This is a genomic window from Pseudomonas sp. IC_126, assembly GCF_004331835.1.
Lineage (GTDB): Bacteria > Pseudomonadota > Gammaproteobacteria > Pseudomonadales > Pseudomonadaceae > Stutzerimonas.
The window spans coordinates 464,610-487,552 of sequence record NZ_SJSS01000002.1; the positions used below are offsets into that span (position 1 = coordinate 464,610).

At 62.5% G+C, this 22,943-nt stretch carries 27 protein-coding genes and 1 pseudogene; 6 read left to right on the forward strand and 22 right to left on the reverse strand.

The window, feature by feature from the left end:
• The first annotated feature begins 1 nt into the window (after position 1).
• From E0D86_RS07620 to E0D86_RS07630, 3 genes are all read left to right on the forward strand, one after another.
• A complete protein-coding gene (locus E0D86_RS07620) occupies positions 2 to 604 on the forward strand; it encodes a DUF924 family protein (protein WP_131649409.1) in 603 nt (200 codons plus the stop codon).
• Positions 605 to 691: 87 nt separating this feature from the next.
• On the forward strand, positions 692 to 946 hold the full coding sequence (locus E0D86_RS07625) for a hypothetical protein (protein ID WP_131649410.1): 255 nt from the start codon (positions 692 to 694) through the stop codon (positions 944 to 946).
• 9 nt (positions 947 to 955) lie between these two features.
• The gene (locus E0D86_RS07630) at positions 956 to 1,498 is read left to right on the forward strand and encodes a lipocalin family protein (RefSeq protein WP_131649411.1); all 543 of its coding nucleotides are present in this window, start codon (positions 956 to 958) and stop codon (positions 1,496 to 1,498) included.
• A gap of 5 nt (positions 1,499 to 1,503) precedes the next feature.
• Here the strand turns inward: E0D86_RS07630 and E0D86_RS07635 are convergent, their stop codons facing one another.
• Positions 1,504 to 1,935, reverse strand: coding sequence for a hypothetical protein (locus tag E0D86_RS07635; RefSeq protein WP_131649412.1), 432 nt, complete (start codon positions 1,933 to 1,935; stop codon positions 1,504 to 1,506).
• Between the two features lie 78 nt (positions 1,936 to 2,013).
• On the opposite strand from E0D86_RS07635, the gene pip reads away from it, so the two are divergent.
• The gene (gene pip, locus E0D86_RS07640; RefSeq protein ID WP_131649413.1) at positions 2,014 to 2,985 is read left to right on the forward strand and encodes a prolyl aminopeptidase; all 972 of its coding nucleotides are present in this window, start codon (positions 2,014 to 2,016) and stop codon (positions 2,983 to 2,985) included.
• On the forward strand, positions 2,985 to 3,422 hold the full coding sequence (gene dtd / locus E0D86_RS07645; protein WP_131649414.1) for a D-aminoacyl-tRNA deacylase: 438 nt from the start codon (positions 2,985 to 2,987) through the stop codon (positions 3,420 to 3,422). The genes pip and dtd overlap by 1 nt, the downstream gene beginning before the upstream one ends.
• A gap of 203 nt (positions 3,423 to 3,625) precedes the next feature.
• Here the strand turns inward: dtd and E0D86_RS07650 are convergent, their stop codons facing one another.
• The 16 genes from E0D86_RS07650 to trmL all read right to left on the reverse strand — a co-directional run bounded on the left by E0D86_RS07650 (position 3,626) and on the right by trmL (position 16,938).
• A complete protein-coding gene (locus tag E0D86_RS07650) occupies positions 3,626 to 4,045 on the reverse strand; it encodes a UPF0158 family protein (RefSeq protein ID WP_131649415.1) in 420 nt (139 codons plus the stop codon).
• Between the two features lie 105 nt (positions 4,046 to 4,150).
• On the reverse strand, positions 4,151 to 4,858 hold the full coding sequence (locus E0D86_RS07655; protein WP_131649416.1) for a 16S rRNA (uracil(1498)-N(3))-methyltransferase: 708 nt from the start codon (positions 4,856 to 4,858) through the stop codon (positions 4,151 to 4,153).
• Positions 4,855 to 5,655: a twin-arginine translocase subunit TatC gene (gene tatC / locus E0D86_RS07660; protein WP_131649417.1), complete on the reverse strand. Its 801-nt coding sequence runs from the start codon at positions 5,653 to 5,655 to the stop codon at positions 4,855 to 4,857. Before tatC ends, E0D86_RS07655 begins: the two co-directional genes overlap by 4 nt.
• Complete coding sequence (gene tatB, locus E0D86_RS07665; RefSeq protein WP_131649418.1) at positions 5,652 to 6,041, reverse strand: Sec-independent protein translocase protein TatB; 390 nt, start codon at positions 6,039 to 6,041, stop codon at positions 5,652 to 5,654. The genes tatC and tatB overlap by 4 nt, the downstream gene beginning before the upstream one ends.
• Before the next feature lie 3 nt (positions 6,042 to 6,044).
• Positions 6,045 to 6,275, reverse strand: a complete 231-nt coding sequence (tatA, locus tag E0D86_RS07670) for a twin-arginine translocase TatA/TatE family subunit (protein ID WP_131649419.1) — start codon at positions 6,273 to 6,275, stop codon at positions 6,045 to 6,047.
• 24 nt (positions 6,276 to 6,299) lie between these two features.
• Positions 6,300 to 6,632: a phosphoribosyl-ATP diphosphatase gene (locus E0D86_RS07675; RefSeq protein WP_131649420.1), complete on the reverse strand. Its 333-nt coding sequence runs from the start codon at positions 6,630 to 6,632 to the stop codon at positions 6,300 to 6,302.
• Complete coding sequence (hisI, locus tag E0D86_RS07680) at positions 6,625 to 7,020, reverse strand: phosphoribosyl-AMP cyclohydrolase (protein ID WP_131649421.1); 396 nt, start codon at positions 7,018 to 7,020, stop codon at positions 6,625 to 6,627. The genes E0D86_RS07675 and hisI overlap by 8 nt, the downstream gene beginning before the upstream one ends.
• A gap of 49 nt (positions 7,021 to 7,069) precedes the next feature.
• Positions 7,070 to 8,680, reverse strand: coding sequence for a ubiquinone biosynthesis regulatory protein kinase UbiB (gene ubiB / locus E0D86_RS07685; protein WP_131649422.1), 1,611 nt, complete (start codon positions 8,678 to 8,680; stop codon positions 7,070 to 7,072).
• Entirely contained in the window at positions 8,677 to 9,300 is a 624-nt protein-coding gene (locus tag E0D86_RS07690; RefSeq protein ID WP_131649423.1) for an SCP2 domain-containing protein, read from the reverse strand. Before E0D86_RS07690 ends, ubiB begins: the two co-directional genes overlap by 4 nt.
• Complete coding sequence (ubiE, locus tag E0D86_RS07695) at positions 9,300 to 10,070, reverse strand: bifunctional demethylmenaquinone methyltransferase/2-methoxy-6-polyprenyl-1,4-benzoquinol methylase UbiE (protein WP_131649424.1); 771 nt, start codon at positions 10,068 to 10,070, stop codon at positions 9,300 to 9,302. Before ubiE ends, E0D86_RS07690 begins: the two co-directional genes overlap by 1 nt.
• A gap of 142 nt (positions 10,071 to 10,212) precedes the next feature.
• A complete protein-coding gene (locus E0D86_RS07700; RefSeq protein ID WP_131649425.1) occupies positions 10,213 to 11,082 on the reverse strand; it encodes an alpha/beta fold hydrolase in 870 nt (289 codons plus the stop codon).
• Between the two features lie 245 nt (positions 11,083 to 11,327).
• A complete protein-coding gene (locus tag E0D86_RS07705) occupies positions 11,328 to 11,702 on the reverse strand; it encodes a gamma-butyrobetaine hydroxylase-like domain-containing protein (protein WP_131649426.1) in 375 nt (124 codons plus the stop codon).
• Positions 11,703 to 11,802: 100 nt separating this feature from the next.
• Complete coding sequence (hslU, locus tag E0D86_RS07710; RefSeq protein WP_131649427.1) at positions 11,803 to 13,143, reverse strand: ATP-dependent protease ATPase subunit HslU; 1,341 nt, start codon at positions 13,141 to 13,143, stop codon at positions 11,803 to 11,805.
• A 27-nt stretch (positions 13,144 to 13,170) separates the two neighbouring features.
• Entirely contained in the window at positions 13,171 to 13,707 is a 537-nt protein-coding gene (gene hslV, locus E0D86_RS07715) for an ATP-dependent protease subunit HslV (protein WP_131649428.1), read from the reverse strand.
• A gap of 299 nt (positions 13,708 to 14,006) precedes the next feature.
• A complete protein-coding gene (locus E0D86_RS07720) occupies positions 14,007 to 16,370 on the reverse strand; it encodes an FdhF/YdeP family oxidoreductase (RefSeq protein WP_131649429.1) in 2,364 nt (787 codons plus the stop codon).
• A gap of 106 nt (positions 16,371 to 16,476) precedes the next feature.
• Complete coding sequence (gene trmL, locus E0D86_RS07725) at positions 16,477 to 16,938, reverse strand: tRNA (uridine(34)/cytosine(34)/5-carboxymethylaminomethyluridine(34)-2'-O)-methyltransferase TrmL (protein WP_131650018.1); 462 nt, start codon at positions 16,936 to 16,938, stop codon at positions 16,477 to 16,479.
• Here trmL and E0D86_RS07730 point away from each other — a divergent pair.
• Positions 16,937 to 17,392, forward strand: a complete 456-nt coding sequence (locus E0D86_RS07730) for a hypothetical protein (RefSeq protein WP_131649430.1) — start codon at positions 16,937 to 16,939, stop codon at positions 17,390 to 17,392. The genes trmL and E0D86_RS07730 overlap by 2 nt on opposite strands.
• A gap of 27 nt (positions 17,393 to 17,419) precedes the next feature.
• Here E0D86_RS07730 and ntrC read toward each other — a convergent pair whose 3' ends face one another.
• The 5 genes and pseudogenes from ntrC to glnA form a co-directional block, all read right to left on the reverse strand.
• Complete coding sequence (ntrC, locus tag E0D86_RS07735; RefSeq protein ID WP_131649431.1) at positions 17,420 to 18,856, reverse strand: nitrogen regulation protein NR(I); 1,437 nt, start codon at positions 18,854 to 18,856, stop codon at positions 17,420 to 17,422.
• Entirely contained in the window at positions 18,843 to 19,934 is a 1,092-nt protein-coding gene (gene glnL, locus E0D86_RS07740; protein WP_131649432.1) for a nitrogen regulation protein NR(II), read from the reverse strand. Before glnL ends, ntrC begins: the two co-directional genes overlap by 14 nt.
• A gap of 167 nt (positions 19,935 to 20,101) precedes the next feature.
• Entirely contained in the window at positions 20,102 to 20,710 is a 609-nt protein-coding gene (locus tag E0D86_RS07745; protein ID WP_371924058.1) for a DUF4124 domain-containing protein, read from the reverse strand.
• Positions 20,646 to 21,246, reverse strand: a pseudogene (locus tag E0D86_RS07750) (DUF4124 domain-containing protein). The gene E0D86_RS07745 and the pseudogene E0D86_RS07750 overlap by 65 nt, the downstream one beginning before the upstream one ends.
• A gap of 222 nt (positions 21,247 to 21,468) precedes the next feature.
• On the reverse strand, positions 21,469 to 22,875 hold the full coding sequence (gene glnA, locus E0D86_RS07755) for a glutamate--ammonia ligase (protein ID WP_131649435.1): 1,407 nt from the start codon (positions 22,873 to 22,875) through the stop codon (positions 21,469 to 21,471).
• Positions 22,876 to 22,943: the final 68 nt, after the last annotated feature.

Consider the following 22,943-nt stretch of genomic DNA (forward strand, 5'->3'; position numbering starts at 1 on the left):
GGTGAAGGCGCCCTGGCTGGATTTGCTGAACTGGTGGTTCGGCCAGGGCGCCACCGTTGGCGAAATCGCCCGGCAGAAGCACGGACTGTGGTTCGGCTACAAGCCCGAACAGGACGCCGAGGCGCGTGATCGCTTCGGCGATCTGACCGACCAAGCGCTGGCTGGCGGGTTGGGCCACTGGACCGAATCGCCGCACGGTTGGCTCGCGCTGGTGCTGCTGCTCGATCAGCTCCCCCGCATGATCTACCGCGGGACGCCGCGTGCATTCGCCGGGGACGAGCGTGCCCTGCTGCTGGTTCGCGAGGGCATGGCGCATGGCGGCGATGTACTGCTTACGCCGATTCAGCGGGTATTCATCTATCTGGTTCTCGAGCACGCGGAAAGCCTGCAGACGCAGGAGCACGCCGTTGCGCAATTCCAGATGCTCCACGGGCTCGTCGCGCCCGAAGACCGAAAGCTGTTCGCCGACTTCCTCGATTTTGCCGAACGCCATCGTGATGTGATTGCCCGGTTCGGTCGCTTTCCCCATCGCAACGATACGCTCTGTCGCCAAACCACCGAGGCCGAGCAGGCCTTTCTGGCCGAGCCCGGCTCACGTTTCTAGCGGCAGCGAGGAACCTCCCCGCCTGTTCGCTTCCTAACCTCCATCAGCCGGGCGCGGCCAGGCGCCGTCTGAATCAAGGAAACTGTCATGTCGTTGCGTCATTTGTCATTGCTTGCTCTGGTCGTATTGCTGACGGCCTGCAGTCCGGTCACCCAGGAGAATTTCGCCAAGCTGAAAGCCGGCATGCCCCGCGCGGAAGTTGAAGAATTACTCGGCAAGCCCGGTGAGTGTGCTGGAGCGCTGGGCATGTCCAGCTGCACATGGGGGCAGAAGAACCGTTTCATCAGCATTCAGTTTGCCGGCGACAAGGTGATGATGTTTTCCGGCCAAGGCCTGAAATAAGGAGCACCTATGCGTTATCTCATAGCTCTGTGTTGCGCGTTGTTAGTCACAGGATGCGCGGGTTCGCGGAATGTCGAAGGGCCGGAGACGGTCGGGCAGGTCGACCTGCAGCGCTATCAGGGAACCTGGTATGAGCTGGCGCGGCTGCCGATGTTTTTCCAGCGCAACTGTGTGCGTTCCGAGGCTGAATATCGGTTGCAGGATGACGGCAGCGTGGCGGTGACCAATCGCTGCGAAACCGCTGAAGGCGAGTGGCAGCAGGTCCAGGGTCAGGCAGTGCCCCAGCAGGCTGGCAAGACTGACAAGCTCTGGGTGCGCTTCGATAACTGGTTCAGCAATCTGTTTCCGGGACTGACCAAAGGGCATTACTGGATTCTCTACCTCGACGAGGGCTACGACGTGGCGCTGGTGGGCAGTCCGGATCGCGATTACCTGTGGCTGCTCTCGCGCGAGAAGGAGGTCGGCACGGCAATGCGCGACAGGCTGCTCGCCGAGGCCCGCGAGCGTGGTTATGACGTCGGCGAATTGATATGGCGCGGCGAGTCGTCCTGACTCGGTTATTCCCAGTCCAGCCGCGCTAGCAGCCACTCGCCGTCCTCGCGCCACCATTCGAGTCTGACGTGGTAATGCCCGACGCGTTGGGGCAGCCAACGCTCGGCGCCGGTCAGTGCTACCTGGGCTTCGCTGTAGCCTTTGTCCGAATAGATCGGATCGATCCAGCTCTGGGGATTCAGCGCTATCACCCGCACGTTGGTGTGACGCAGGAACATCAGGCCGGCCGTGCGCCGAACCCAGTCCCGGTCGAGGTTCTGGTTGGCGCGAAACTCCGGATGTATCCGCGCCATCAGGTCGCCGTTGTCCTTGTTTTCGATGCTTTCCTGTAGCGATTGCGCGGCCATTTCAAGCGCCGCCTGCGGATCGTCGCGGCCGCAACCGGCCAGCAGCAGGGCCAGGGCCGCGATAGCGATGGCTAATTTCCATACGGGCATGCCGAACCTCTCGAACCTCGTTATGATGCCGGAAACGTCAGGCGGGTCTAAGCCCGCGCACCGATCATGGAGTGTGCCATGCAGACCTTGTATCCGGAGATCAAACCCTACGCCCGGCACGAGCTGGCGGTCGACCAACCGCATGTGCTTTACGTGGACGAGAGTGGATCACCGGAGGGCCTGCCCGTGGTATTCGTGCATGGCGGCCCAGGCGGTGGCTGTGATGCCCTGAGCCGACGTTTCTTCGATCCCAACCTGTACCGCATCATCACCTTCGATCAGCGTGGCTGTGGCCGCTCGACTCCACATGCGAGCCTGGAAAACAACACCACCGCACACCTTATCGCCGACATGGATCGGATTCGTGAACATCTCGGCATCGACAAATGGGTGCTGTTCGGTGGGTCCTGGGGCTCAACCTTGTCGCTGGCCTACGCTCAGGCATTTCCCGAACATGTGCACGCGCTGATCCTGCGCGGCATTTTCCTCTGCCGGCCGAAGGAGTTCCACTGGTTCTACCAGGAAGGCGCCAGCCGATTGTTTCCGGACTACTGGCAGGATTTTCTTGCGCCGATCCCGCCGGAAGAGCGGGGCGATCTGATGCAGGCTTACTACAGGCGTTTGACGGGCAGCGACCAGATCGCCCAGATGCACGCCGCCAAGGCCTGGTCCTGCTGGGAAGGCCGTACCGCCACGCTGAGGCCCAACACCCAGGTCGTCGATCGTTTCTCCGACACCCATCGGGCGCTGGCGATGGCGCGCATCGAGTGCCATTACTTCGTCAACGATGCTTTCCTCGAGCCCGATCAACTGCTGCGTGACATGCACAAGATTGCCCATCTTCCAGGGATCATCGTGCATGGACGCTATGACGTCATCTGCCCGCTGGAAAACGCCTGGGAACTGCACGAAGCATGGCCGAACAGCGAGTTGCAGATCATTCGCGAAGCGGGTCACTCGGCAGCGGAGTCGGGTATCTGTGATGCTCTGGTGCGTGCCGCCGCGGACATCGCCCACCGCTTGCTCGATCTGCCGCCCGAGGAAGCCTGATGAAGGCATTGATCCAGCGCGTGCGGCAGGCGCGGGTCGAGGTGGCGGGCGAAGTGGTCGGCGCCATCGACCAGGGCCTGCTGGCGCTGGTCGGCGTCGAACGTGAAGATGACCATGCTCGGAGCGACAAGCTGTTGCACAAGCTGCTGCGCTATCGCGTTTTCAGCGACGAGCAGGGCCGGATGAATCGCTCGTTGACGGACATTGGTGGCGGTCTGCTGTTGGTGTCCCAGTTCACCCTGGCTGCGGATACCGGTAGCGGTCTTCGGCCCAGTTTTTCCAGCGCGGCATCGCCGCAGCTCGGCGAAGAGCTCTACGACTACCTGCTAGCGCAGGCACGGCGTCAGCATTCGCCGGTCGCCAGCGGGCGTTTCGGGGCCGATATGCAGGTCCATCTGCTAAACGATGGGCCGGTGACCTTTCTGTTGGAGAGCTGAGTGTCGGAAAGCTGGCTCGTGGATGAGGCGGCCCTCTGTGCTTCACTTCGCTCCGCCCCTCACCCCAACCCTCTCCCCGGCGGGGAGAGGGAGACAAGCCGGGTGGCAAGCGCCGTAAGGGCATGCCCACATCGCAGCAGCCACTCTTCCTTTGGAAGAAGCTTGGTGAGGGAGCGGCCATACCAGCTGGTACCGAGAAAAGGCTAGCGCCCCGAGGGCTCCAGTCCGTTGTCGTGCAGCCAGGTGATGGCGTATTCGCGTAGCTGAACGGCCTGATAGTCCAGCCAGGCCTGGCGCACCGCGGGGAAATCCTCCAGTTTGAAATCGAAGGTTCGCAAAGGCTTGCGGCCTGTCAATGCGTCGCTGAGCATCGCATGAGCGATGGGGTCATGCTGAGTGAACAGAAACGCTTCGCGCATCGCGATCGACTCGGCAAGCCCGAGGGGTTCGATATGCAGAAAGCGGTCCTCCTGCACTTCGTATTTTTCGTTCACGCCCGGCGCGGTTTCGCCGGGAAATACCGCGCGGATTTGGCCGGACTCCAGATCGAGGTAATGTTCGCTGGCGTCGCGGTTATCCAGCGCGTATTCCAGCCGGTGAAGATCGATGGTCAAAGGGCGCATGGCAGCTACTGCTTTTGGGGTTCAGTAGCTCTGACCCACATGCTCCGGATGCGTGCATTACGTTCATCGGTACTGCATCGCCACGCGACGTACGTGCCGGCTTTGTCAGAACAGGCGCGCCAGCAGCGCACTGACGGCGGTTTCCACTCGCAGGATGCGCGCGCCCAGCTGAACAGGTTGCAGACCTGCTTCGCTGAGCTTGTCGATTTCGTAGGGTATCCAGCCGCCTTCCGGACCGATGGCCAGCGTCACCGATTCGGTGATGGCGCGTGGACAGTCCGGATAGTTGCCCGGATGCCCGACCAGACCGCGAGTACCGGCGGCCAGTTGTGGCAATCGATCCTCGACGAAGGGCTTGAAGCGCTTCTCGATACTCACATCCGGAAGCACGGTATCGCGTGCTTGCTCCAGCCCGAGCAGCAGCTGCTCGCGAATGGCGGCCGGTTCAAGGAAAGGGGTTTGCCAGAAACTCTTTTCCACGCGATAACTGTTGAGCAGCACCAACCGCGGTACGCCCATGCAGGCGACGGTCTGCAGTACACGGCGGAGCATCTTCGGTCTTGGCAGCGCCAGCAGCAGGGTGATCGGCAGTTTGGCCGGCGGCGGTTGATTCAGCTCGACCTCGAGCTCCGCCTCATTGGCATCCAGCCGCAGCAAGCGGCCCTGGCCCATTTCGCCGCCGAGCAGGCCAACGCGCAGATGCTCACCTGCCTCGGCACGGTGCACCTCTCGAATATGCGTGAGGCGGCGATCATGCAGGACCACACGATTGGCGGCCACGAAATCGGCCGCCTCCAGCAGCAGCAGGTTCATGGACGAGGCGTAGGCGATTTGTCGCTGGGGTGCGGTTGGTCGTCTTCGGCATCGCCGCGAAACTCTTCACGCTTCTTGACCATGCTGCCGCAAATCAGCCCGGCCTCGAACAGCAGCCACATCGGTATGGCAAGTAGCGCTTGGGAAAACACGTCGGGCGGCGTCAGCACCATCCCAACGACGAAGCAGCCGACGATCACGTAGGGACGGCTTTTGCGCAAGGTGGCAACGTCGACGATGCCGACCCAGATCAGCAGGAAGGTTGCCACCGGAATCTCGAAGGCCACGCCAAAGGCGAAGAACAGCGTCAGTACGAAATCCAGGTACTGGCCGATGTCGGTCATCATCGCCACGCCCTCGGGCGTCACGCTGGCAAAGAAGCCGAACATGATCGGAAACACCACGAAGTAGGCGAAAGCCATGCCGCCGTAGAACAGGAAGATGCTGGAAATCAGCAGTGGGATGGCGATGCGCTTTTCGTGTTTGTACAGGCCGGGGGCGATGAACCCCCAGATCTGATGCAGGATCACCGGCATCGAGAGGAACAGCGCCACCATCATTGTCAGCTTGAACGGCGTGAGGAATGGCGAGGCCACGCCGGTGGCGATCATCGTCGCCCCTTCCGGCAGATAGGCGCGTAACGGTGCGGCAACCAGAGAGTAGATCTGCTGGGAAAAGTAGAACAAAGCGCCGAACAGCAACAGGATCGCCACCACGCAGCGAAGCAGGCGCTTGCGCAGTTCCGTCAGGTGGGCAACTAGCGGCATTTCCTGATCATCGATGGAGGTATTGCTCATGGCTCGGCGGGTCGGTCCGGTCGTGGTGCGGGGGTGGTTTCGGCGGGTTTGGGCTCGGCCGTTGGTGCGTAGATCACGTTGGCGTCAGGCGGTGGCGTTGCCGATTGTGGACTGGGCTTGGCCGGGGCGCTGGGCGAGCTCGGCGGCATGATGCTCTGCTTCATCTCGCGTTCGAGATCGAGAATGCGCTCGTTGTGCAGCTGCCGACGAATCTCATCGGCGCCGATTTCGCGTTCGACCTCGGCCTTGATGTTGGCGAAGCTGCGCTTGGCCCGGCCGATCCAAAGACCGGCGGTGCGCACCGCGCCGGGCAGGCGCTCTGGACCCAGGACGAACAGCGCTACCAGGCCGACCAGCAGCAGTTCGGTGAAGCCGATATCGAACATGCCTTAGTTCTTCTTCGTCGGATCTTCGACTTTGCGGGCCTCGGCATCGATGGTGTGGCTCTGCTTTTCTTCGACGCTGGGCTTTTCCTCATCGGTGCCCATCGATTTGCGGAAGCCCTTGATGGCGTCACCCAGATCCGACCCCAGGCCCTTGAGGCGCTTGGTGCCGAAGAGCATGACCACAATGAGCAGAACGATCAGGAGTTGCCAGATGCTGATTCCACCAAAACCCATGCTGCAGTACTCCGAAGTTGACTATCAGGATTGTGGGCGCGCGGCTTTTTCCGCATGCCCGGAGAGACCGAATCGCCGGTCGAGTTCGTCCAGTACCGCCTGTGGATGCTGATCCAGCGCGGCCAGCATCACCAGACTGTGAAACCACAGATCAGCGGTTTCATAGATCAGCTCGCTGGCATCGCCGCTGATGGCAGCATCCTTGGCGGCCAGGATGGTTTCCACCGATTCCTCGCCGACCTTCTCGAGAATCTTGTTCAGACCCTTGTGGTAGAGGCTGGCCACATAGGAGCTGTCCGCCGCCGCACCCTTGCGGGCTTCCAGCACCTCGGCCAGGCGGGCAAGGGTGTCACTCATGTCGGTGCTCCGCATAAATCGCGTGGGGATCCTTGAGGACCGGGTCGACGGTTTTCCAGTCGCCGTTCTCGAAGACCCGATAAAAGCAGCTTTCACGTCCGGTATGGCAGGCGATGCCACCGATCTGCTCGACCATCAGCACGATGACGTCGGCATCGCAGTCCAGGCGCAGTTCATGCAGTTTCTGCACATGACCGGACTCCTCGCCCTTGCGCCACAGCTTGCCACGCGAACGTGACCAGTAGATGGCGCGGTTCTCCGTCGCGGTCAGTGTCAGGGCCTCGCGATTCATCCAGGCCATCATCAGGATGCGCCCGGTCCTGTAGTCCTGTGCAATCGCCGGGACCAGGCCATCGGCATTCCAGTTGATTTCGTCCAGCCAGTTCATCGGCGTCTCCGTGCAATGCGTCAAGTTTGCCAGCCCCGCCGACCGCTGGCTATCGGCGTACGACGATGAACAGGCCGGCGGCCAGCATCAGCCAGGCCGGCCAAGCAGCGGCGGCTGTGAAAGTCTCGGCTCCGGCTGCCAGTACCGCGCCGCCAGCCAGCAGCGATGCGCCAATCAGTCGCAGCGGCCAGCCGTGGTGACGTTCGCGCCAGGGCGGTGCGGGATTGTTGGCATGGGGCTGCGACATGTGCTCAAGCAGCTCGCGGGTCATGCCGGCCAGGTGCGGCAATTGCTCTATCTGCGCGTGTGCGTTTTTCAGCAACTGCATGGGACTCATGCGTTCGCGCATCCAGCGCTCGAGGTAAGGCTGGCCGGTGGACCACAGGTCCAGTTCGGGATACAGCTCGCGGCCCAGCCCTTCGATGTTCAGCAGGGTCTTCTGCAACAGCACCAGCTGCGGCTGGACCTCCATATTGAAGCGCCGCGCCACCTGGAACAGGCGCACCAGCAACTGACCGAAGGAGATGTCCTTCAGCGGCTTCTCGAAGATCGGCTCGCAGACGGTACGGATCGCTGCTTCGAACTCGTTGACCTTGGTTTCCGCCGGCACCCAGCCCGAATCGATGTGCAGCTGCGCGACCTTGCGGTAGTCGCGCTTGAAGAAAGCCATCAGGTTGCGTGCCAGGTAATCCTGATCTTCAGGCGTCAGGCTGCCGACGATGCCGAAGTCCACCGCGATGTACTGCGGGTTCCACGGCTGATGAGTGCTGACGAAAATGTTGCCGGGGTGCATGTCGGCGTGGAAGAAGCTGTCACGAAAGACTTGGGTGAAGAAGATTTCCACGCCGCGCTCGGCCAGCTGTTTCATGTCCGTGCGCTGTTCGGCCAGGCGCTTCATATCGGTCACCGGCACACCGTAGATGCGCTCCATGACCAGCACCTGCGGGCGGCAAAGGTCCCAGTAGACCTGGGGTATGTAAAGCAGCGGTGAGCCTTGGAAGTTGCGCTTGAGCTGGCTGGCATTGGCCGCCTCGCGCAGCAGGTCGAGTTCGTCGTAGATGGTCTTGGCGTAGTCGTCGACCACTTCCACCAGGTGCAGGCGGCGAGCCTCGGTAGACGCGCGCTCGGCAGTCTTGGCCAGCAGGAACAGCCAGGCGATGTCCTGGCTGATGATCGGCCGCAGATTTGGCCGGACCACCTTGACCACCACTTCTTCGCCGCTGCGCAGCTTGGCGGCGTGGACCTGCGCGACCGAGGCGGAGGCCAGCGGTTTGCTGTCGAAACGGGCGAAGATCTCGCCGACCGATGCGCCCAACTGTCGCTCGATCAGGGCGATGGCGACGGCCGAATCGAACGGCGGTACGCGGTCCTGTAGCATCGCCAGTTCCTCGGCGATATCCAGCGGCAACAGGTCGCGGCGGGTCGAGAGAATCTGGCCGAACTTGATGAAGATCGGCCCCAGGCCTTCCAGCGCCAGGCGCAGGCGCGCGCCGCGGGACAGCACGCTACGGCGCCGTGGCAGCCAGCGCCAGGGCAGCAGATAGCTGGAGGTGCGTAGCCACCAGGGCATCGGCAGGTCGAGGATGATGTCGTCCAGGCGGTAGCGGATCACCACCAGCAGGATGCGGAACAGGCGGCGGGTGGCGGCGAACAGCTTCATTCGGCTTGGTCTGGTTTCAGAGATTGGTTGAGCCGCTCGACTCGGGCTTCGAGTCGGTCGAGGACGAGTTTGAGTCGGTCGAGTTCAGCGAAGTGGGCTTCGGCCTCGGCCATGCCGACCAGCGTTCGGGACTCTTCGCTGAGGTAGTCGGCGAGGTTCTGGCGCAGGCTTTCAGCGCTTTGCCGTGCCCAGGCGGTCTGGCCGCGCACGCCGGAGCCAAGAAGCTGAGCGCCGACCGGACCGAGCCAGTGTGAGACTTCGTATTCCCAGTCCAGCTCGAGATCCTGCAACACTTCGGCAAGGCTCATCAGCAGCGCACTGTCGCCCTCGATCTCGACGTCCGAGCCGTGCAGGATCGCGGTCTTGTTGCGGCTGGTCGCCAGTCGCACCAGGCTCGCGGCAGGCGCGCGCAGACGGCAATCGGCCTCGCGGCCCCAGTCGCCAGCCAGCCGCAGCCCTTCGCCATCGGCCAGCACGAACAGGCGGCAGGCGGGCGTCGTGCAGTCGATTTCGATGACGCGACCGCTCAGTCGGGCCAACCGCGGCAATGCGGTAGGGTCCAGGCGCAGGACGCGGTTGATGCCGCGCTCGGCCGCGGCCAGCAGGGCAGCGCGCAACATCAGGGCTTGATGCCGCGATGCAGGGCGACGATGCCGCCGGTCATGTTGTGATAGGTCACGCGCTCGAAGCCGGCGTTGGTCATCATGCCCTTGAGGGTTTCCTGGTCCGGATGCATGCGGATCGATTCGGCCAGGTAGCGGTAGCTCTCCGAGTCATTGGTGATCAACTTGCCCATCATCGGCAGCAGGCTGAACGAGTAGGCATCGTACGCCTTGGAGAACAGCTGGTTGGTGGGTTTGGAGAACTCCAGCACCAGCAGCCGCCCGCCGGGCTTGAGCACCCGCAGCATGGAGGCGATGGCGTCTTCCTTGTGGGTGACGTTGCGCAGGCCGAAGGCGATGGTGACCACGTCGAAGTGGTTGTCCGGGAAGGGCAGCTTCTCGGCATCGGCCTGGACGAACTTGACGTTGCCAGCCACGCCCTTGTCCAGCAGTTTGTCACGCCCGACCTTGAGCATCGAGGCGTTGATGTCAGCCAGCACCACTTCGCCAGTGGTGCCGACGAGGCGCGAGAACTGCCGGGTCAGGTCCCCGGTGCCGCCTGCGATATCCAACACGCGATTGCCGGGGCGCACGCCGGACAGCTCGATGGTGAAACGCTTCCAGAGGCGATGCACGCCGCCGGACATCAGGTCGTTCATCAGGTCGTACTTGGCGGCCACGGAATGGAAAACCTCGGCCACCTTGTGCGCTTTCTCGCTCTCCGGCACGTTCTTGTAGCCGAAGTGGGTGATGGGCTCTGCGTCATGCTCTTTGCGGGGATCGGTCATGTCACTGTCACCGGAAGAATGTGCGGGGCATTCTAAACCTAAAAGGCTGCGGTGAGCTTCAAGCGGCAAGCCTCAAAAGATTTGTTCGATGGGCTCGGTCGCTGGGCAGCTTGCCGGCCTCACCGACGGTGACCGCCTGCGCTCAGTGGTGACTCCGCTCCAGGAACGCCCGCGACAGGCGCGCGACTTCATCGAGGTGGGTTTCCAGCAGCCAATGACCGCCATCCTCGAACAGGTGCAGCTCGGCGTTCGGTAAGTCGCGCAGGTAGGCTTTTGCCGACCCCTCGGGCATGTAGCCGTCGCGAGGACCCCAGACGATCAGAGTGGGCGGCTGATGGTCGCGCAGGTAGGCCTGATAACGGGGAAACCAGGCTAGGTTCTCCTTGAGCCCGGCGATCACCTGCACCGTGATTTCCTTGCGGCGCGGTGTCATCAGTGCCCAATGCAGGTGCCACAGATCTGGCGGGATGCGCTTGGCTAGCTCCGGCTCCACCTCGTTGAGAAATTCTTCCTTGAAGCCTTCGAGGCTGACGGCGTCGGCCAGCCCGGCGCGCGCCTGTGGGGTCGGGTTGGCGAAGAAGCGTTGCAGTGCGGCGTACTTGGGTCCCAGTTGGTCCTCGTAGATGTCGCCGTTCTGCAGGATCAGCGCGGCAACGCGCTGCGGCTGGGCGATGGCCAGGCGCAGACCGATCTGCGAACCGAAGTCGTGCAGATAGAGTGCGAAGCGCTCTACGCCCAGGCGGCGGGTGAAGCGATCGAGGAAGTCGGCGTAGCCGTCGAAATCGTAGGCGAAGTCGTTCGGCGTCGCGCTGTAACCGCAGCCTGGGAAATCCGGCGCGAGCAGCCGCCAGCGGTCGGCAAGCAACGGCATATAGGCCCTGAATTCGTAGGACGAGCAAGGGTAACCGTGAGGCAGTAGAACCACAGGTGCGTCCTGCGGCCCGGCGGCGCGGTAGAAGACGTCGATACCGTCTAGGTCGAGATGGTGGTGGGTAACACGGTGGGCAGGCATGGCGAAGGCTCCCGGTAGTCGTATGTGGCGGGTCTGTTGACTACGTTCGAACCTGAGCTTTGACCGCGCGCGCGTCGGCGCGCTCATCAGTTGTGCTGCCATTGGGCGGGAAGGTTAGGGTGGCCACGAACACGGCTAAGTGGCTGCCGTGGGGGCGCGCAGCTGGAGAAAGCGGGTGGGTTGAAACCCGGCGAGCGAGTGTTACTTCGGCAGTTGGCTGCAGCGCAACGCAGCCAATCAGCCGTTCAAAGCATCAGCTTGACCGGCGAGATATCCGGGTCGCGGGATTTACCAGCTGCGGCCAGCGCCTGGAGGTATTCGTCCCAAAGTTGCTGCTGGTTGCGCGACAGATGGTCGAGGTATTCCCAGCTGTAAAGGCCGCTGTCGTGGCCGTCGCTGAAAGTCAGCTTCAGCGCGTACTGTCCGGCAGGTTCCACACCTTCCAGCGCAACGTTGATCTTGCCGGTCTGCAGGATCGGATTGCCATGGCCTTGGACTTCGGCGGACGGCGAATTCACCCGTAGGAATTCGGCCGGCAGGCTGTAGCGCTCGTCGGTGCCGTATTCCAGCTCCAGGGTTTTCGAAGCCTTGCGGAGTTTGATCTGAGTGGGGATGCGCATGGGCATACTCCGTATGAGCTTGAAGCCGAAGCCTGTCTGCTGCTGAACAGGTCGTGCCGCACCCTTCTTCCAGCTGCTGGCTCCCAGCTTCCAGCTGCTTTTAAAGGATATACCGCGACAGATCTTCGTCTTCCGCCAGCTCGCCCAGGTGCTCGTTGACGTAGGCGGTGTCGATGCGGATCGGCTCGCCGTTCTGCTGTCCCGCCAGGTCGCCAGCGCTGAAGGAGACTTCTTCCAGCAGGCGTTCGAGCAGGGTATGCAGACGGCGGGCGCCGATGTTCTCGGTCTTCTCATTGACCTGCCAGGCGATCTCGGCGAGACGCTTGATGCCGTCCTCGGCGAATTCTATATGCAGCCCTTCGGTCTTCAGCAGCTCGCGGTACTGCTCGGTGAGCGAGGCGTGCGGTTCGGTGAGGATACGCTCGAAGTCTTCCGGCGACAGGGCTTTGAGTTCCACTCGGATCGGCAGGCGACCCTGCAGTTCCGGCACCAGATCGCTGGGCTTGGACAGGTGGAAAGCGCCGCTGGCGATAAACAGAATGTGGTCGGTCTTGACCATGCCCAGCTTGGTGTTGACCGTGCTGCCCTCGATCAGCGGCAACAGGTCGCGCTGGACGCCCTCGCGGGACACATCGGCGCCGCTGGTGTTGCCGCGCTTGGCCACCTTGTCGATTTCGTCGATGAAGACGATGCCGTTCTGCTCCACCGCTTCCAGCGCGCGGGCCTTGAGTTCTTCCTCGTTGACTAGGCGCGCCGCTTCCTCGTCCCGCACCAGCTTGAACGCGTCCTTGATCTTCAGCTTGCGGCTCTTCTTCTTGCCTTTGCCCATGTTGGCGAAGAGATTTTGCAGTTGGCTGGTCATTTCCTCCATGCCGGGCGGGGCCATGATCTCGACGCCCGCCGGGCTGTCGGCGACTTCGATGTCGATTTCCTTGTCGTCCAGCTGGCCCTCGCGCAGACGCTTGCGGAATAGCTGGCGGGTGTTGGAATCGCTGCTTGGCGCCGGATCTTCGTTGAAGCCGGGGCGGGCCGGTGGCAGCAGGGCGTCGAGGATGCGCTCCTCTGCGGCGTCTTCGGCGCGGTGCTGCATCTTCTGCACTTCCTGCTCGCGCAGCATCTTCAATGCAGCATCGGCAAGATCGCGGATGATCGACTCCACGTCGCGGCCCACATAGCCGACTTCGGTGAATTTGGTCGCTTCCACCTTGATGAAGGGCGCGTTGGCCAGCTTGGCCAGGCGACGGGCGATCTCGGTCTTGCCGACGCCGGTCGGGCCGATCATCAGGATGTTCTTCGGCGTGACTTCCGGACGCAGTTCGGCGGAGAGCTGCATACGCCGCCAGCGGTTGCGCAGGGCGATGGCGACGGCACGCTTGGCGTCGTCCTGGCCGATGATGTGGCGGTTGAGTTCGTGGACGATTTCGCGGGGCGTCATGGACATATTTCAGTACTCCGGAATCGGGTGCGCTCAGACGGCGCTATCCAATTCCTCAATAGTCAGATTCTGATTGGTGAAGACGCAGATGCTGCCGGCAATGTTCAGCGCGGTCTCGGCGATGTCTTGGGCGGACATGTCATCGCCGCCCTTGCGCAGCAGCGCCATGGCCGCGGCCTGGGCGAAACCGCCGCCGGAGCCCATAGCGATCAGGTCGTCCTCGGGCTGCACTACGTCGCCATTGCCGGTGATGATCAGGGATGCGTCCTTGTTGGCCACGGCGAGCATGGCTTCCAGGCGGCTCAGGGAGCGGTCGGTGCGCCAGTCCTTGGCCAGTTCGACGGCGGCGCGCACCAAGTGGCCCTGGTGTTTTTCCAGCTGGCCTTCGAAGCGCTCGAAGAGGGTGAAGGCGTCGGCGGTGGCACCGGCAAAACCGGCCAGCACCTGGCCGTGGTAGAGGCGGCGGACTTTCTTGGCGTTGCCCTTCATGACGGTATTGCCCAGGGAAACCTGGCCGTCGCCGCCCATGACGACTTTGCCGTTGCGGCGTACTGAAACGATGGTGGTCAAGGAAAATTCTCCACGCGGCGGGGCGATGAATGCCCGAATGCGGTTGATATGGGGGAGGGCAACGCGCTTTTCAACCGGCCATGTTTCCGTCCGGCGGCCAGGAATCGTAAAGCTTCTATCGTGGGAGCGGTCCGCTGCTGCGGTGGAGGTGTCGTTGATAACTCCCATGCTCCAAGCGTGGGAGCGTCGGGTTGGGACGCTGAGTGTCTTCAGAGGTGCCCACGCATGAGCGCGGGCACCATCAAGACAACCGAGACGCGCGGCTGCGGCGAAGGGAGGCGGCCCGAATCTAGCTCAAGTCAGGCCGCGCCAACCCCTGTCGGTGGGTTGGGCTCGACGGGCACGCTGGAAGCGCGAGTCGCGGCGATGACCTTGCGCAAACGCACCGGAATCGATTTCGCCGCCGGCACCTTGCTGCGCTTGGCGTGGTGCCAGACCGGCAGTAGCACGTTGCACTCGGGGTAGTAGCCGGCGCAGCAGCCTTCGGGGATGTCGTAGGGTGTTACGCGCAATGGCCCGACCGCGCGATGCACGCCATCGTCCACCTCGGTCACTGCCTCGATCTGGTCGCCCTCGGCCAGGCCCAGGCGGACGATGTCGTTGCGGTTCATCATGATCACCGCGCGCGTGCCGTGGATACCGCGAAAGCGGTCGTTGTAGCCGTAGACGGTGGTGTTGAACTGGTCATTGCTGCGCAGCGTCATCAATTGCAGCACGTCGTGGCGCTCATGGCCGCCTTCTTCGGTATCGGGGTCTGCCGCCAGCTCCGGCGGGTTGATGAAGTTGGCTTTGCCGGTTTCGGTGTCCCACTGGCGCTGGCTGGCGCCTAGAGGCCGATGGAAGCCGCCCGGCTCCATCATGCGCACGTTGAAGTCATGGAATATATCGGGATAGCTCTCGGCGATGGCATTGCGGATCAAATCGTAGTTACCGACCCAGGCGTTCCAATCGAGATTTGGATTATCCACCAGCGCCGCCTTGGCCAGCCGCGCAACGATGGCCGGCTCGGATAGCAGCAGCTCGCCGGCCGGCTCGGCTGCCCCGCGCCAGGCGCGAATGCAGCCGGTGCTGTCCTCGGTGGTGTGGCGTTGCTCGCCAGTGGCCTGGCGGTCGATCTCGGTACGGCCCAGGCACGGCAGGATGTATGACACCTCGCCGGTGATCAGATGATTGCGATTGAGCTTGGTCGACACCTGCACCGACAGGCGCAGCCTGCGCCAGGCCGGTTCGATCTGCGAAGTATCGGGCACCGCGCGGGTGAAATTGCCGCCCACGGCGATGAAACCCTTGATGCTGCCGTCGAGGATGCCTTCGCAGGCTTCCACCGTATTCACGCCATCCTCGCTCGGCGACTCGAAGCCGAACTGCCGGCGCAGATTATCGGCGGGCACCTTCGCCGCCTTTTCGGTGATGCCCACGGTGCGCTGGCCCTGCACGTTGGAATGCCCCCGCACCGGCAGGATGCCGGCGCCTTCCTTGCCCATGTTGCCGCGCAGCAGCAACAGGTTGACCAGCATCTGCACCGCCTCCACCCCATGCCGATGCTGGGTGATGCCCATGCCATACGCCACGATTATCCGCTTGCAGCTAGCGTAGGCGGTGGCGGCGGCTTCCATCGCCGCGCGACTGAGGCCCGAACGGCGCTCCAGCACTGGCCAGGCATAGCCGCGTACGCGCTGTTCGAAAGCCTCGAAGCCGTGGGTGTGCTGCGCGATGAATTCGACGTCCAGCACGCGTGGTTTACTCGCGGCTTGCGCCTCGTCATCCATGGCGAACAGCGCCTTGCAGACCCCGGTGATCGCGGCGATATCCCCACCGATCGCCAGCTGATGATATTGGGTGCTGATCACCGTGCTGTCCGGTGTAAGCATTTCCCTGGGTGATTGCGGATCGACGAAGCGCTCCAGCCCGCGTTCGCGAATCGGATTGAAGGTGACGATCTCGGCGCCGCGCTCGCGGGCTTCCTGCAGTTCGTGGAGCATGCGCGGGCTGGAGGTGCCGGTGTTCTGGCCGAAGAAGAACAGGCCGTCGGTCTTTTCCATGTCGTTCAGAGTGACGGTCGCCACCGGCACGCCGATGCTCTCCGGCAGCGCCACAGAGGTGCTTTCGTGGCACATGTTAGAGCTGTCCGGCAGGTTGTTGGTGCCGTACATTCGCGCCAGCACGCCGTACATGTAGGCCGTTTCCAGTGAGGCACGGCCGGACATGTAGAAGACCACCTGGTTGGGGTCGGCCATGGCTTTCAGTTCCTGGCCGATCTCGGCGAAAGCCTCGTCCCAGCTGACTTCTCGATATTTGTCGCTGGCGGCGTCGTAGCGCATGGGGTGGGTCAGGCGGCCCTGGTGTTCTAGATCGAAGTCGGTCCAGTTCAGTAATTCACGCACTGTGTGGGCGGCGAAGAAATCCGGGCCGCAGCGACGGCTGGTGTTTTCCCAGGCGGTGGCCTTGGCGCCGTTCTCGCAGAACGACAGGGCACGCGACGGGTGCGGCTTGGCCCAGGCACAACTGACACAGGCGAAGCCATCGATGGGTTTGTTCTGTTTGAGCAACAGCGAAGCGCCAGCTAGCGGAATCTTCTCGCGGATTAGGATATTGGCGACCGAATAGGCCGAGCCCCAGCCGCCGGATGGTGCGTGGTAGGGCTTGAAGGTTGGCTGGCTCACGTCGATCTCCTGTGCTTTTGTTATGGAGGCGCATGAAGTTACGACGTGGGGACCAAGTGATCGTTCACCCCTATCGGTACAAGGGTTATACGGCTTGTTACAGGCCTTATTGCAACGCGAAATCCAGCTGGCGCCAGGCTTCGTAGACGGCCACCGCCACGGTGTTGGAAAGGTTCAGGCTGCGGCTGTCGGGCCGCATCGGCAGGCGCAGGCGCCTTTCATAGGGCTGTGCGTCGCGGATTTCCGGCGGCAGCCCGCGGCTTTCCGGGCCGAACAGGAAGGCATCGCCGCGCTGGAACTGCACTTGATGAAAAGGCTGCGAGCCTTTGGTGGTGAACGCGAACAGGCGTGTCTGGCCGATGCTCGCTAGGCAGCTGTCCAGATCAGCGTGGCGTTGCAACGGCGCATATTCGTGGTAATCCAAGCCCGCCCGGCGCAGACGCTTGTCGTCCAGTTCGAAGCCCAGGGGTTCGATCAGGTGCAGGCTGCAGCCGGCATTGGCGCAGAGCCTGATAATGTTGCCGGTATTCGGCGGAATTTCCGGCTGGAAAAGGATCACATGGAACATGCGCATCACCGACTCTGAAAACGACCGGCATTCTACTGCGGCAGGCGACCCTGCGCCGCACGATCCGCTACCTCGTTTGCGCCGGCGCTTTTTCGCCGCGCTGGTGCTGATCGGGCTGCTGGTAGGCGCCATGATCGGCCGCATTACGGCGCCCGGGCCGGTGCAGTTGCTGCGTGCCGAGCCGATCGCCGGTGGGCTGCAGCTGTGGTTCGATCGCGAGCCGGAGCTCTACAGCCAGGACGTGGACGGGGCGGTAGGCATGTTGTTCCAGGCGCAGGGCAGCGCCGAGGACGGACGGCTTGATATCGGCGGCACCAACGTCGGCTGGCGCCTGCAAACGACTGAGAACGGATTGTTGCTGCACTTCGTGGCGACCAGACCGTTGGTGGCCGAGTCGGATGGCCAGGAAGTCGACGGTGACTGGCGGTTAGACGTGCGGGTCGCGCCGCGCTGATGGCGCAACCCGGTACGTATCGGTCGGTCAGTTGTCTTCGCCTTCGTCGTCCTCGCCACCGTCCACGCCCATCCCCAGCTCCTTGATCTTGCGCGTTAGGGTGTTGCGACCCCAACCCAACAGCAGAGCCGCGTCGCGTCGCCGCCCGGCGGTGTGGCGCAGGGCGGTTTCGATCATGATCCGTTCGAATGCCGGCACCGCCTCGTCGAGCAAGCCTGATTGGCCGCGTGCCAGCGCCAGATCGGCCCATTGATGCAGCGCCTGTTCCCAGTTATGGGCCGGTAGGGCGTCGGCAGGCTGATTGAGCAGCTCCGGCGGCAGGTCGCTCACATGTACCTCGCGTCCCGAGGCCATGACCGTGATCCAGCGACAGGTGTTCTCCAGCTGACGCACGTTGCCGGGCCATGGCAGGTTCTGCAGATATTCCTCGGTCTCGCTCTTGAGCAGCTTGGTCTCGACCGCCAACTCCTGCGCGGCCCTGGCCAGGAAGTGCTGCGCGAGCGTCGGAATGTCTTGGCGTCGATCGGCCAGGCGCGGGATATGGATGCGGATGACGTTCAGGCGGTGGAACAAGTCTTCGCGAAACTTCCCGGCCTGTACCAGCGTTTCCAGGTCCTGATGCGTCGCGGCGATGATGCGCACATCGACGCGAACCGGCGTGTGACCACCAACTCGGTAAAACTCGCCGTCGGCGAGCACGCGCAGCAGGCGGGTCTGGGTATCGGCCGGCATGTCGCCGATCTCGTCAAGAAACAGGGTGCCGCCATCGGCCTGTTCGAACCGCCCACGGCGTTGGTTGGCGGCGCCGGTAAAGGAGCCTTTTTCGTGGCCGAATAGCTCCGATTCCATCAGGTCCTTGGGAATCGCCGCCATGTTCAGCGCGATGAACGGGGAAGCGGCACGCGGGCTGTGGCGATGCAGGGCATGGGCGACCAGTTCCTTGCCGGTGCCCGACTCGCCGTTGATCAGCACGGTGATGTTGGAGTGGCTGAGGCGACCGATGGCGCGAAAGACCTCCTGCATCGCCGGCGCCTCGCCGATGATTTCCGGCGTGTGGTGGCGGCTGACGGGCTCCTTGAGCTGCTCCTGTTCCTGCGCGTGCTGATGGGCGCGCTTGACCAGCGACACCGCATCGTCGACATCGAATGGCTTGGGCAGGTATTCGAATGCGCCGCCCTGGTAGGACGCCACCGCGCTGTCGAGGTCCGAGTGGGCGGTCATGATGATCACCGGCAGACGCGGATAGTGCTCGCGAATCTGCGACAGCAGGTCCAGGCCACTGATACCCGGCATGCGGATGTCGGAAATGATCACATCCGGTTGCTGCCGCGCCAGTCGGCTCAGCATGCCATCGGCGCTGTCGAAGCTCTGCGTGGCCATGCCTTCCTGCTGCAGCGCCTTTTCCAGCACCCAGCGGATGGAGCGATCATCGTCGACGATCCAGACGTTTTCACTTTGGCTCATGCTGATGGGCTCCTTGTTCCAGCGGCAGGAAGATCGAGAACGCGGTGTGCCCCGGATGGCTCTCGCATTCGATCAGGCCCTGATGCTGACTGATGATGTTCTGGGTGATCGCCAGCCCGAGGCCGGTGCCATCGGGACGCCCGCTGACCATTGGGTAGAAAAGCGTGTTCTGCAGTTCGGCGGGGATGCCCGGGCCGTTGTCGATGATTTCGATGCGCGTCACCAGGCGGTGGCGGACGTGCCCGATGGTGAACTGACGCAGTGTGCGGGTACGCAATGTCAGGCGGCCCAACCCCAGTTCCGTCTGGCCGGCAAGTGCCTGCATGGCGTTGCGCATGATGTTGAGCACGGCCTGGATCACCTGCTCGCGGTCGAGCAGCACCTCGGGAATGCTCGGGTCGTAGTCTCGCACCAAAATGAGGCGGCCTTGGCTTTCTGCTTCGATCAGGCTGGCGACATGTTCGAGCACTTCGTGAATGTTGGTCATCGTCAGGGATGGCAGCTTGTTCGAGCCGAGCATCCGGTCGACCAGGTTCCGCAGGCGGTCGGCCTCTTCGATGATCACTTCGGTGTAGTCCTTCAGGTGTTCCTCGGGCAACTCCCGCGCGAGCAGTTGCGCCGCGCCACGGATACCGCCGAGCGGGTTCTTGATCTCGTGGGCCAGGCCGCGGACCAACATTCGGGTGGTCTCGTGGGTGGACAGTTGCGCTTCTTCCTTGGTGATGCGCAGCAGTCGATCACGCGGCAGCACCTCCAGCAACAGCATGGTTTCCTGGCGGGTCAGCATCGGCGTGACCGCGTAATCCACGGTCAGCGTCTGGCCGTTGGTAGAGGTCAGCGTTGCCTCGCGCTTGGTAAAGGGGTGCGCCTGTTCGACAGCCTGGCGCAGGGCCGCCAGCGCTTCGGGCGACTCGGTGAAAAGTTCGCTGATGAACTGGCCGTGGCTACGCTGGCCACTAACCGCCAGGAGCATCTCCGCTGCCGGATTCATGTATTCCAGACGCAAGCGCGAGTCGAGCAGCAGGGTCGCGGTGGTCAGGTTTTCGATCAGCAGGCGCTGTATGGCTTCGTTGATCATGGCTGTCTGCATCCGATAGGTCGTACGGGAAATGCAAGAAGCAAACCAAAGCGCCCTTTTTTACACAGGCGCCATTTGCCCGGACGCTCCAAAGCAGAGCATGGCAGAGAGACGGTAGGGCAAGTACGGCCGATACCACTTATGCACCATTTAGGTGCATAGGATGATCACAGAAAGGGCACGAAGGGAATATCTTTCTTTTCCTCGGGTTTGTCCTTCAGCGGACATTCGGGCCGCACGCCGTAATCGGCCTTTTTGCAGGGATTAACCATACGCCGCTGCGCAAGAGAGGTGCGCAATAGATGAAAGATGCGAGGTGGGCTGCTTTGCAGTGTCTGCCCCTTGTCATCGACAACCTCCACGATCAGCTGGTGGCTGCCGCGGTCGATGTTCCCCAGTGCGAAGGTGGGTTCGCTGGTGGCCGGCGCGATCGGGCTTCCATCGAGCAGCAGGCGGTAGAGGTGGCCGGGCTGCAAGGCGGGATCGCTGGTGACGCTGACGGACAGTTCGCCGGCATTGTTGCGCAGCGTGGTGTCGTGCTCAGGCTGGACGATTTCGAGCAGCCGGTAAGTGAATTTGTTTTCGCGCGGCGCCTTGTCTGGCGTGGCTGGTGGCGCCGTCGGCTGAGCGGGCATGCTGTTGATTGACCTGGAATCGACCGATTCGGCCGCGCGGCCGCCGGGACGGTCGGTGAATACGCGATTGCCCTGTTCATCTATGTAGGTGTAGATGCCGGCGCTGACGGGCAGCGCCAGCAGCGACAGCAGGCCGAACAGGCCGAGGAGGGCTTTCATCTGCGCCCCGGATTGGACGTATGCACGCGTTGTACCGTGAATTCCTTAGCGCTGCGCTGCACGACTCGTTCGCCGCTGAGCACCTGAACCTCCACCACATGCGTGCCTCGGTCGACATTGTCCAGCTGCAGCGCAGTGCTTGCACTCGGCTCCGCCTGGGGTATGCCGTCGAGCAGAAAGCGGATCTGGTGTCCCTGGCGCAGTGATGGGTCGAGCTGGGCCGTGACGACGAACGTGCCGTTATTGGCGCGCAGCGCCTGTTCATCGGGTATGCCGCCGATGGAAAGAGTCTGGTAGGGCTGCTGGCTGCGGTCCTCGTCACGTTCGAGCGGAGGAGGGGGCGGCGGCGTGCGGATATCGACCGTATTGGCTGGCGGCAGCTCGACGGTGTCGACTGCGACGCCTTCTGGCGGCTGGTTGGTAAATACCGTGTTGCCCTTTTCATCGGTGTATTTGTAGATCTGCGCCAAGGCTGGCGCCGTGATGAGCAACAACAGGCTGAGCAATGCAAGGCGCATGGGAAGCTCCTCGGGTAAAGGTGCTGCAAGCCTTGCACCACTGATGTCGGCAGGCAAGCGTGATCAGCGCGAATTGGGAGCGGCCTCAACCTGACATCGTTGGCGGGAGTCTTGGGCCGTGTTGCACAGTGACCGAGCGGCGATCGGAAGGAAGAACGATCAGTGGCGGGACTAACAACAAGGCCTCCCGAAGGAGGCCTTGTTGTCATGCGCAGGCTGGGATCAGACGCTGTAGTACAGGTCGTATTCCAGCGGATGCACGAAGGTGCGGACCTTGATTTCTTCCTCGCTCTTGAGCTCGAGGTAGGCATCGATGAAGTCGTCGCTGAACACGCCGCCCTTGGTCAGGAACGCGCGGCCCTTGTCGAGTTCTTCCAGGGCTTCCTTCAGGCTGCCGCAAACCTGCGGGATCAGCTTGCCTTCTTCCGGCGGCAGATCGTAGAGGTTCTTGTCAGCGGCATCGCCAGGGTGAATCTTGTTCTGGATGCCGTCCAGGCCAGCCATCAGCAGTGCGGCGAAGCACAGGTAAGGGTTGGCAGCCGGATCCGGGAAGCGCGCTTCGATACGGCGGGCTTTCGGGCTGGAAACGTACGGGATACGGATCGAAGCGGAGCGGTTGCGAGCCGAGTAGGCCAGCATGACAGGTGCTTCGAAGCCAGGGACCAGACGCTTGTAGGAGTTGGTCGACGGGTTGGTGAAGCCGTTCAGGGCCTTACCGTGCTTGATGATGCCGCCGATGAAGTACAGGGCGGTTTCGGACAGGCCGGCATAGCCTTCGCCGGAGAAGGTGTTCTTGCCATCTTTGGAGATGGACATGTGCACGTGCATACCCGAGCCGTTGTCGCCGTACAGCGGCTTCGGCATGAAGGTCGCGGTCTTGCCGTAGGCATCGGCGACGTTGTGTACGCAGTACTTCAGAGTCTGAACTTCGTCAGCCTTGGCAACCAGGGTGTTGAACTTCACACCGATTTCGTTCTGGCCGGCAGTCGCCACTTCGTGGTGGTGAACTTCGATGACCAGGCCCATTTCTTCCATGGCGTTGCACATGGCAGTACGGATTTCATGGTCGTGGTCGCACGGCGGAACAGGGAAATATCCGCCTTTGACGGCAGGGCGATGGCCCTTATTGCCGCCTTCGACGTCCTGGTCGGTCATCCAGGAACCCTGCTCGGAGTAGATCTTGAACATCGAGCCGGAGATATCCGACTTGAACTTCACTTCATCGAAAATGAAGAACTCCGGCTCCGGGCCGACGAATACGGTGTCGCCGATACCGGTGGACTTGAGGAATTCTTCGGCGCGCTTGGCGATGGAGCGCGGGTCGCGGTCGTAGCCCTGCATGGTGCTCGGCTCGACGATGTCGCAGACCAGGATCAGGGTCGGTTCTTCGGTGAACGGATCCAGCACGGCGGTTTCGTCGACCGGCATCAGGATCATGTCGGAAGCTTCAATGCCCTTCCAGCCATGGATGGAGGAGCCGTCGAACATCTTGCCATGTTCGAAGAAGTCTTCATCGTGAGCATCACGAGCCGGAATGGTGACGTGGTGCTGCTTGCCCTTGGTGTCAGTGAAGCGCAGATCAATCCACTTCACATCGTAATCTTTGATCAGTTGAAGCGACTTCGACATGGTGTTCTCCAAATAGTGGAAGCGCTGACAGGGGATGCTTCCGAAGCAGGGTGAAGCCGGGCGGCGAT

What these genes read in the sequence shown, in the direction of transcription:
- ntrC (WP_131649431.1), bottom strand. Translation starts at nt 18,856, where the DNA reads ATGAGCCAAAGTGAAAACGTCTGGATCGTCGACGATGATCGCTCCATC.
- E0D86_RS07630 (WP_131649411.1), top strand. Translation starts at nt 956, where the DNA reads ATGCGTTATCTCATAGCTCTGTGTTGCGCGTTGTTAGTCACAGGATGC.
- tatA (WP_131649419.1), bottom strand. Translation starts at nt 6,275, where the DNA reads ATGGGTTTTGGTGGAATCAGCATCTGGCAACTCCTGATCGTTCTGCTC.
- hslU (WP_131649427.1), bottom strand. Translation starts at nt 13,143, where the DNA reads ATGTCCATGACGCCCCGCGAAATCGTCCACGAACTCAACCGCCACATC.
- E0D86_RS07625 (WP_131649410.1), top strand. Translation starts at nt 692, where the DNA reads ATGTCGTTGCGTCATTTGTCATTGCTTGCTCTGGTCGTATTGCTGACG.
- E0D86_RS07705 (WP_131649426.1), bottom strand. Translation starts at nt 11,702, where the DNA reads ATGCGCATCCCCACTCAGATCAAACTCCGCAAGGCTTCGAAAACCCTG.
- tatB (WP_131649418.1), bottom strand. Translation starts at nt 6,041, where the DNA reads ATGTTCGATATCGGCTTCACCGAACTGCTGCTGGTCGGCCTGGTAGCG.
- pip (WP_131649413.1), top strand. Translation starts at nt 2,014, where the DNA reads ATGCAGACCTTGTATCCGGAGATCAAACCCTACGCCCGGCACGAGCTG.
- hisI (WP_131649421.1), bottom strand. Translation starts at nt 7,020, where the DNA reads ATGAACTGGCTGGACGAAATCAACTGGAATGCCGATGGCCTGGTCCCG.
- dtd (WP_131649414.1), top strand. Translation starts at nt 2,985, where the DNA reads ATGAAGGCATTGATCCAGCGCGTGCGGCAGGCGCGGGTCGAGGTGGCG.
- glnL (WP_131649432.1), bottom strand. Translation starts at nt 19,934, where the DNA reads ATGATCAACGAAGCCATACAGCGCCTGCTGATCGAAAACCTGACCACC.
- ubiE (WP_131649424.1), bottom strand. Translation starts at nt 10,070, where the DNA reads ATGACCGATCCCCGCAAAGAGCATGACGCAGAGCCCATCACCCACTTC.
- E0D86_RS07635 (WP_131649412.1), bottom strand. Translation starts at nt 1,935, where the DNA reads ATGCCCGTATGGAAATTAGCCATCGCTATCGCGGCCCTGGCCCTGCTG.
- E0D86_RS07730 (WP_131649430.1), top strand. Translation starts at nt 16,937, where the DNA reads ATGCGCATCACCGACTCTGAAAACGACCGGCATTCTACTGCGGCAGGC.
- E0D86_RS07690 (WP_131649423.1), bottom strand. Translation starts at nt 9,300, where the DNA reads ATGTTGCGCGCTGCCCTGCTGGCCGCGGCCGAGCGCGGCATCAACCGC.
- E0D86_RS07655 (WP_131649416.1), bottom strand. Translation starts at nt 4,858, where the DNA reads ATGAACCTGCTGCTGCTGGAGGCGGCCGATTTCGTGGCCGCCAATCGT.
- trmL (WP_131650018.1), bottom strand. Translation starts at nt 16,938, where the DNA reads ATGTTCCATGTGATCCTTTTCCAGCCGGAAATTCCGCCGAATACCGGC.
- ubiB (WP_131649422.1), bottom strand. Translation starts at nt 8,680, where the DNA reads ATGAAGCTGTTCGCCGCCACCCGCCGCCTGTTCCGCATCCTGCTGGTG.
- E0D86_RS07650 (WP_131649415.1), bottom strand. Translation starts at nt 4,045, where the DNA reads ATGCGCCCTTTGACCATCGATCTTCACCGGCTGGAATACGCGCTGGAT.
- E0D86_RS07675 (WP_131649420.1), bottom strand. Translation starts at nt 6,632, where the DNA reads ATGAGTGACACCCTTGCCCGCCTGGCCGAGGTGCTGGAAGCCCGCAAG.
- E0D86_RS07700 (WP_131649425.1), bottom strand. Translation starts at nt 11,082, where the DNA reads ATGCCTGCCCACCGTGTTACCCACCACCATCTCGACCTAGACGGTATC.
- tatC (WP_131649417.1), bottom strand. Translation starts at nt 5,655, where the DNA reads ATGAGCAATACCTCCATCGATGATCAGGAAATGCCGCTAGTTGCCCAC.
- glnA (WP_131649435.1), bottom strand. Translation starts at nt 22,875, where the DNA reads ATGTCGAAGTCGCTTCAACTGATCAAAGATTACGATGTGAAGTGGATT.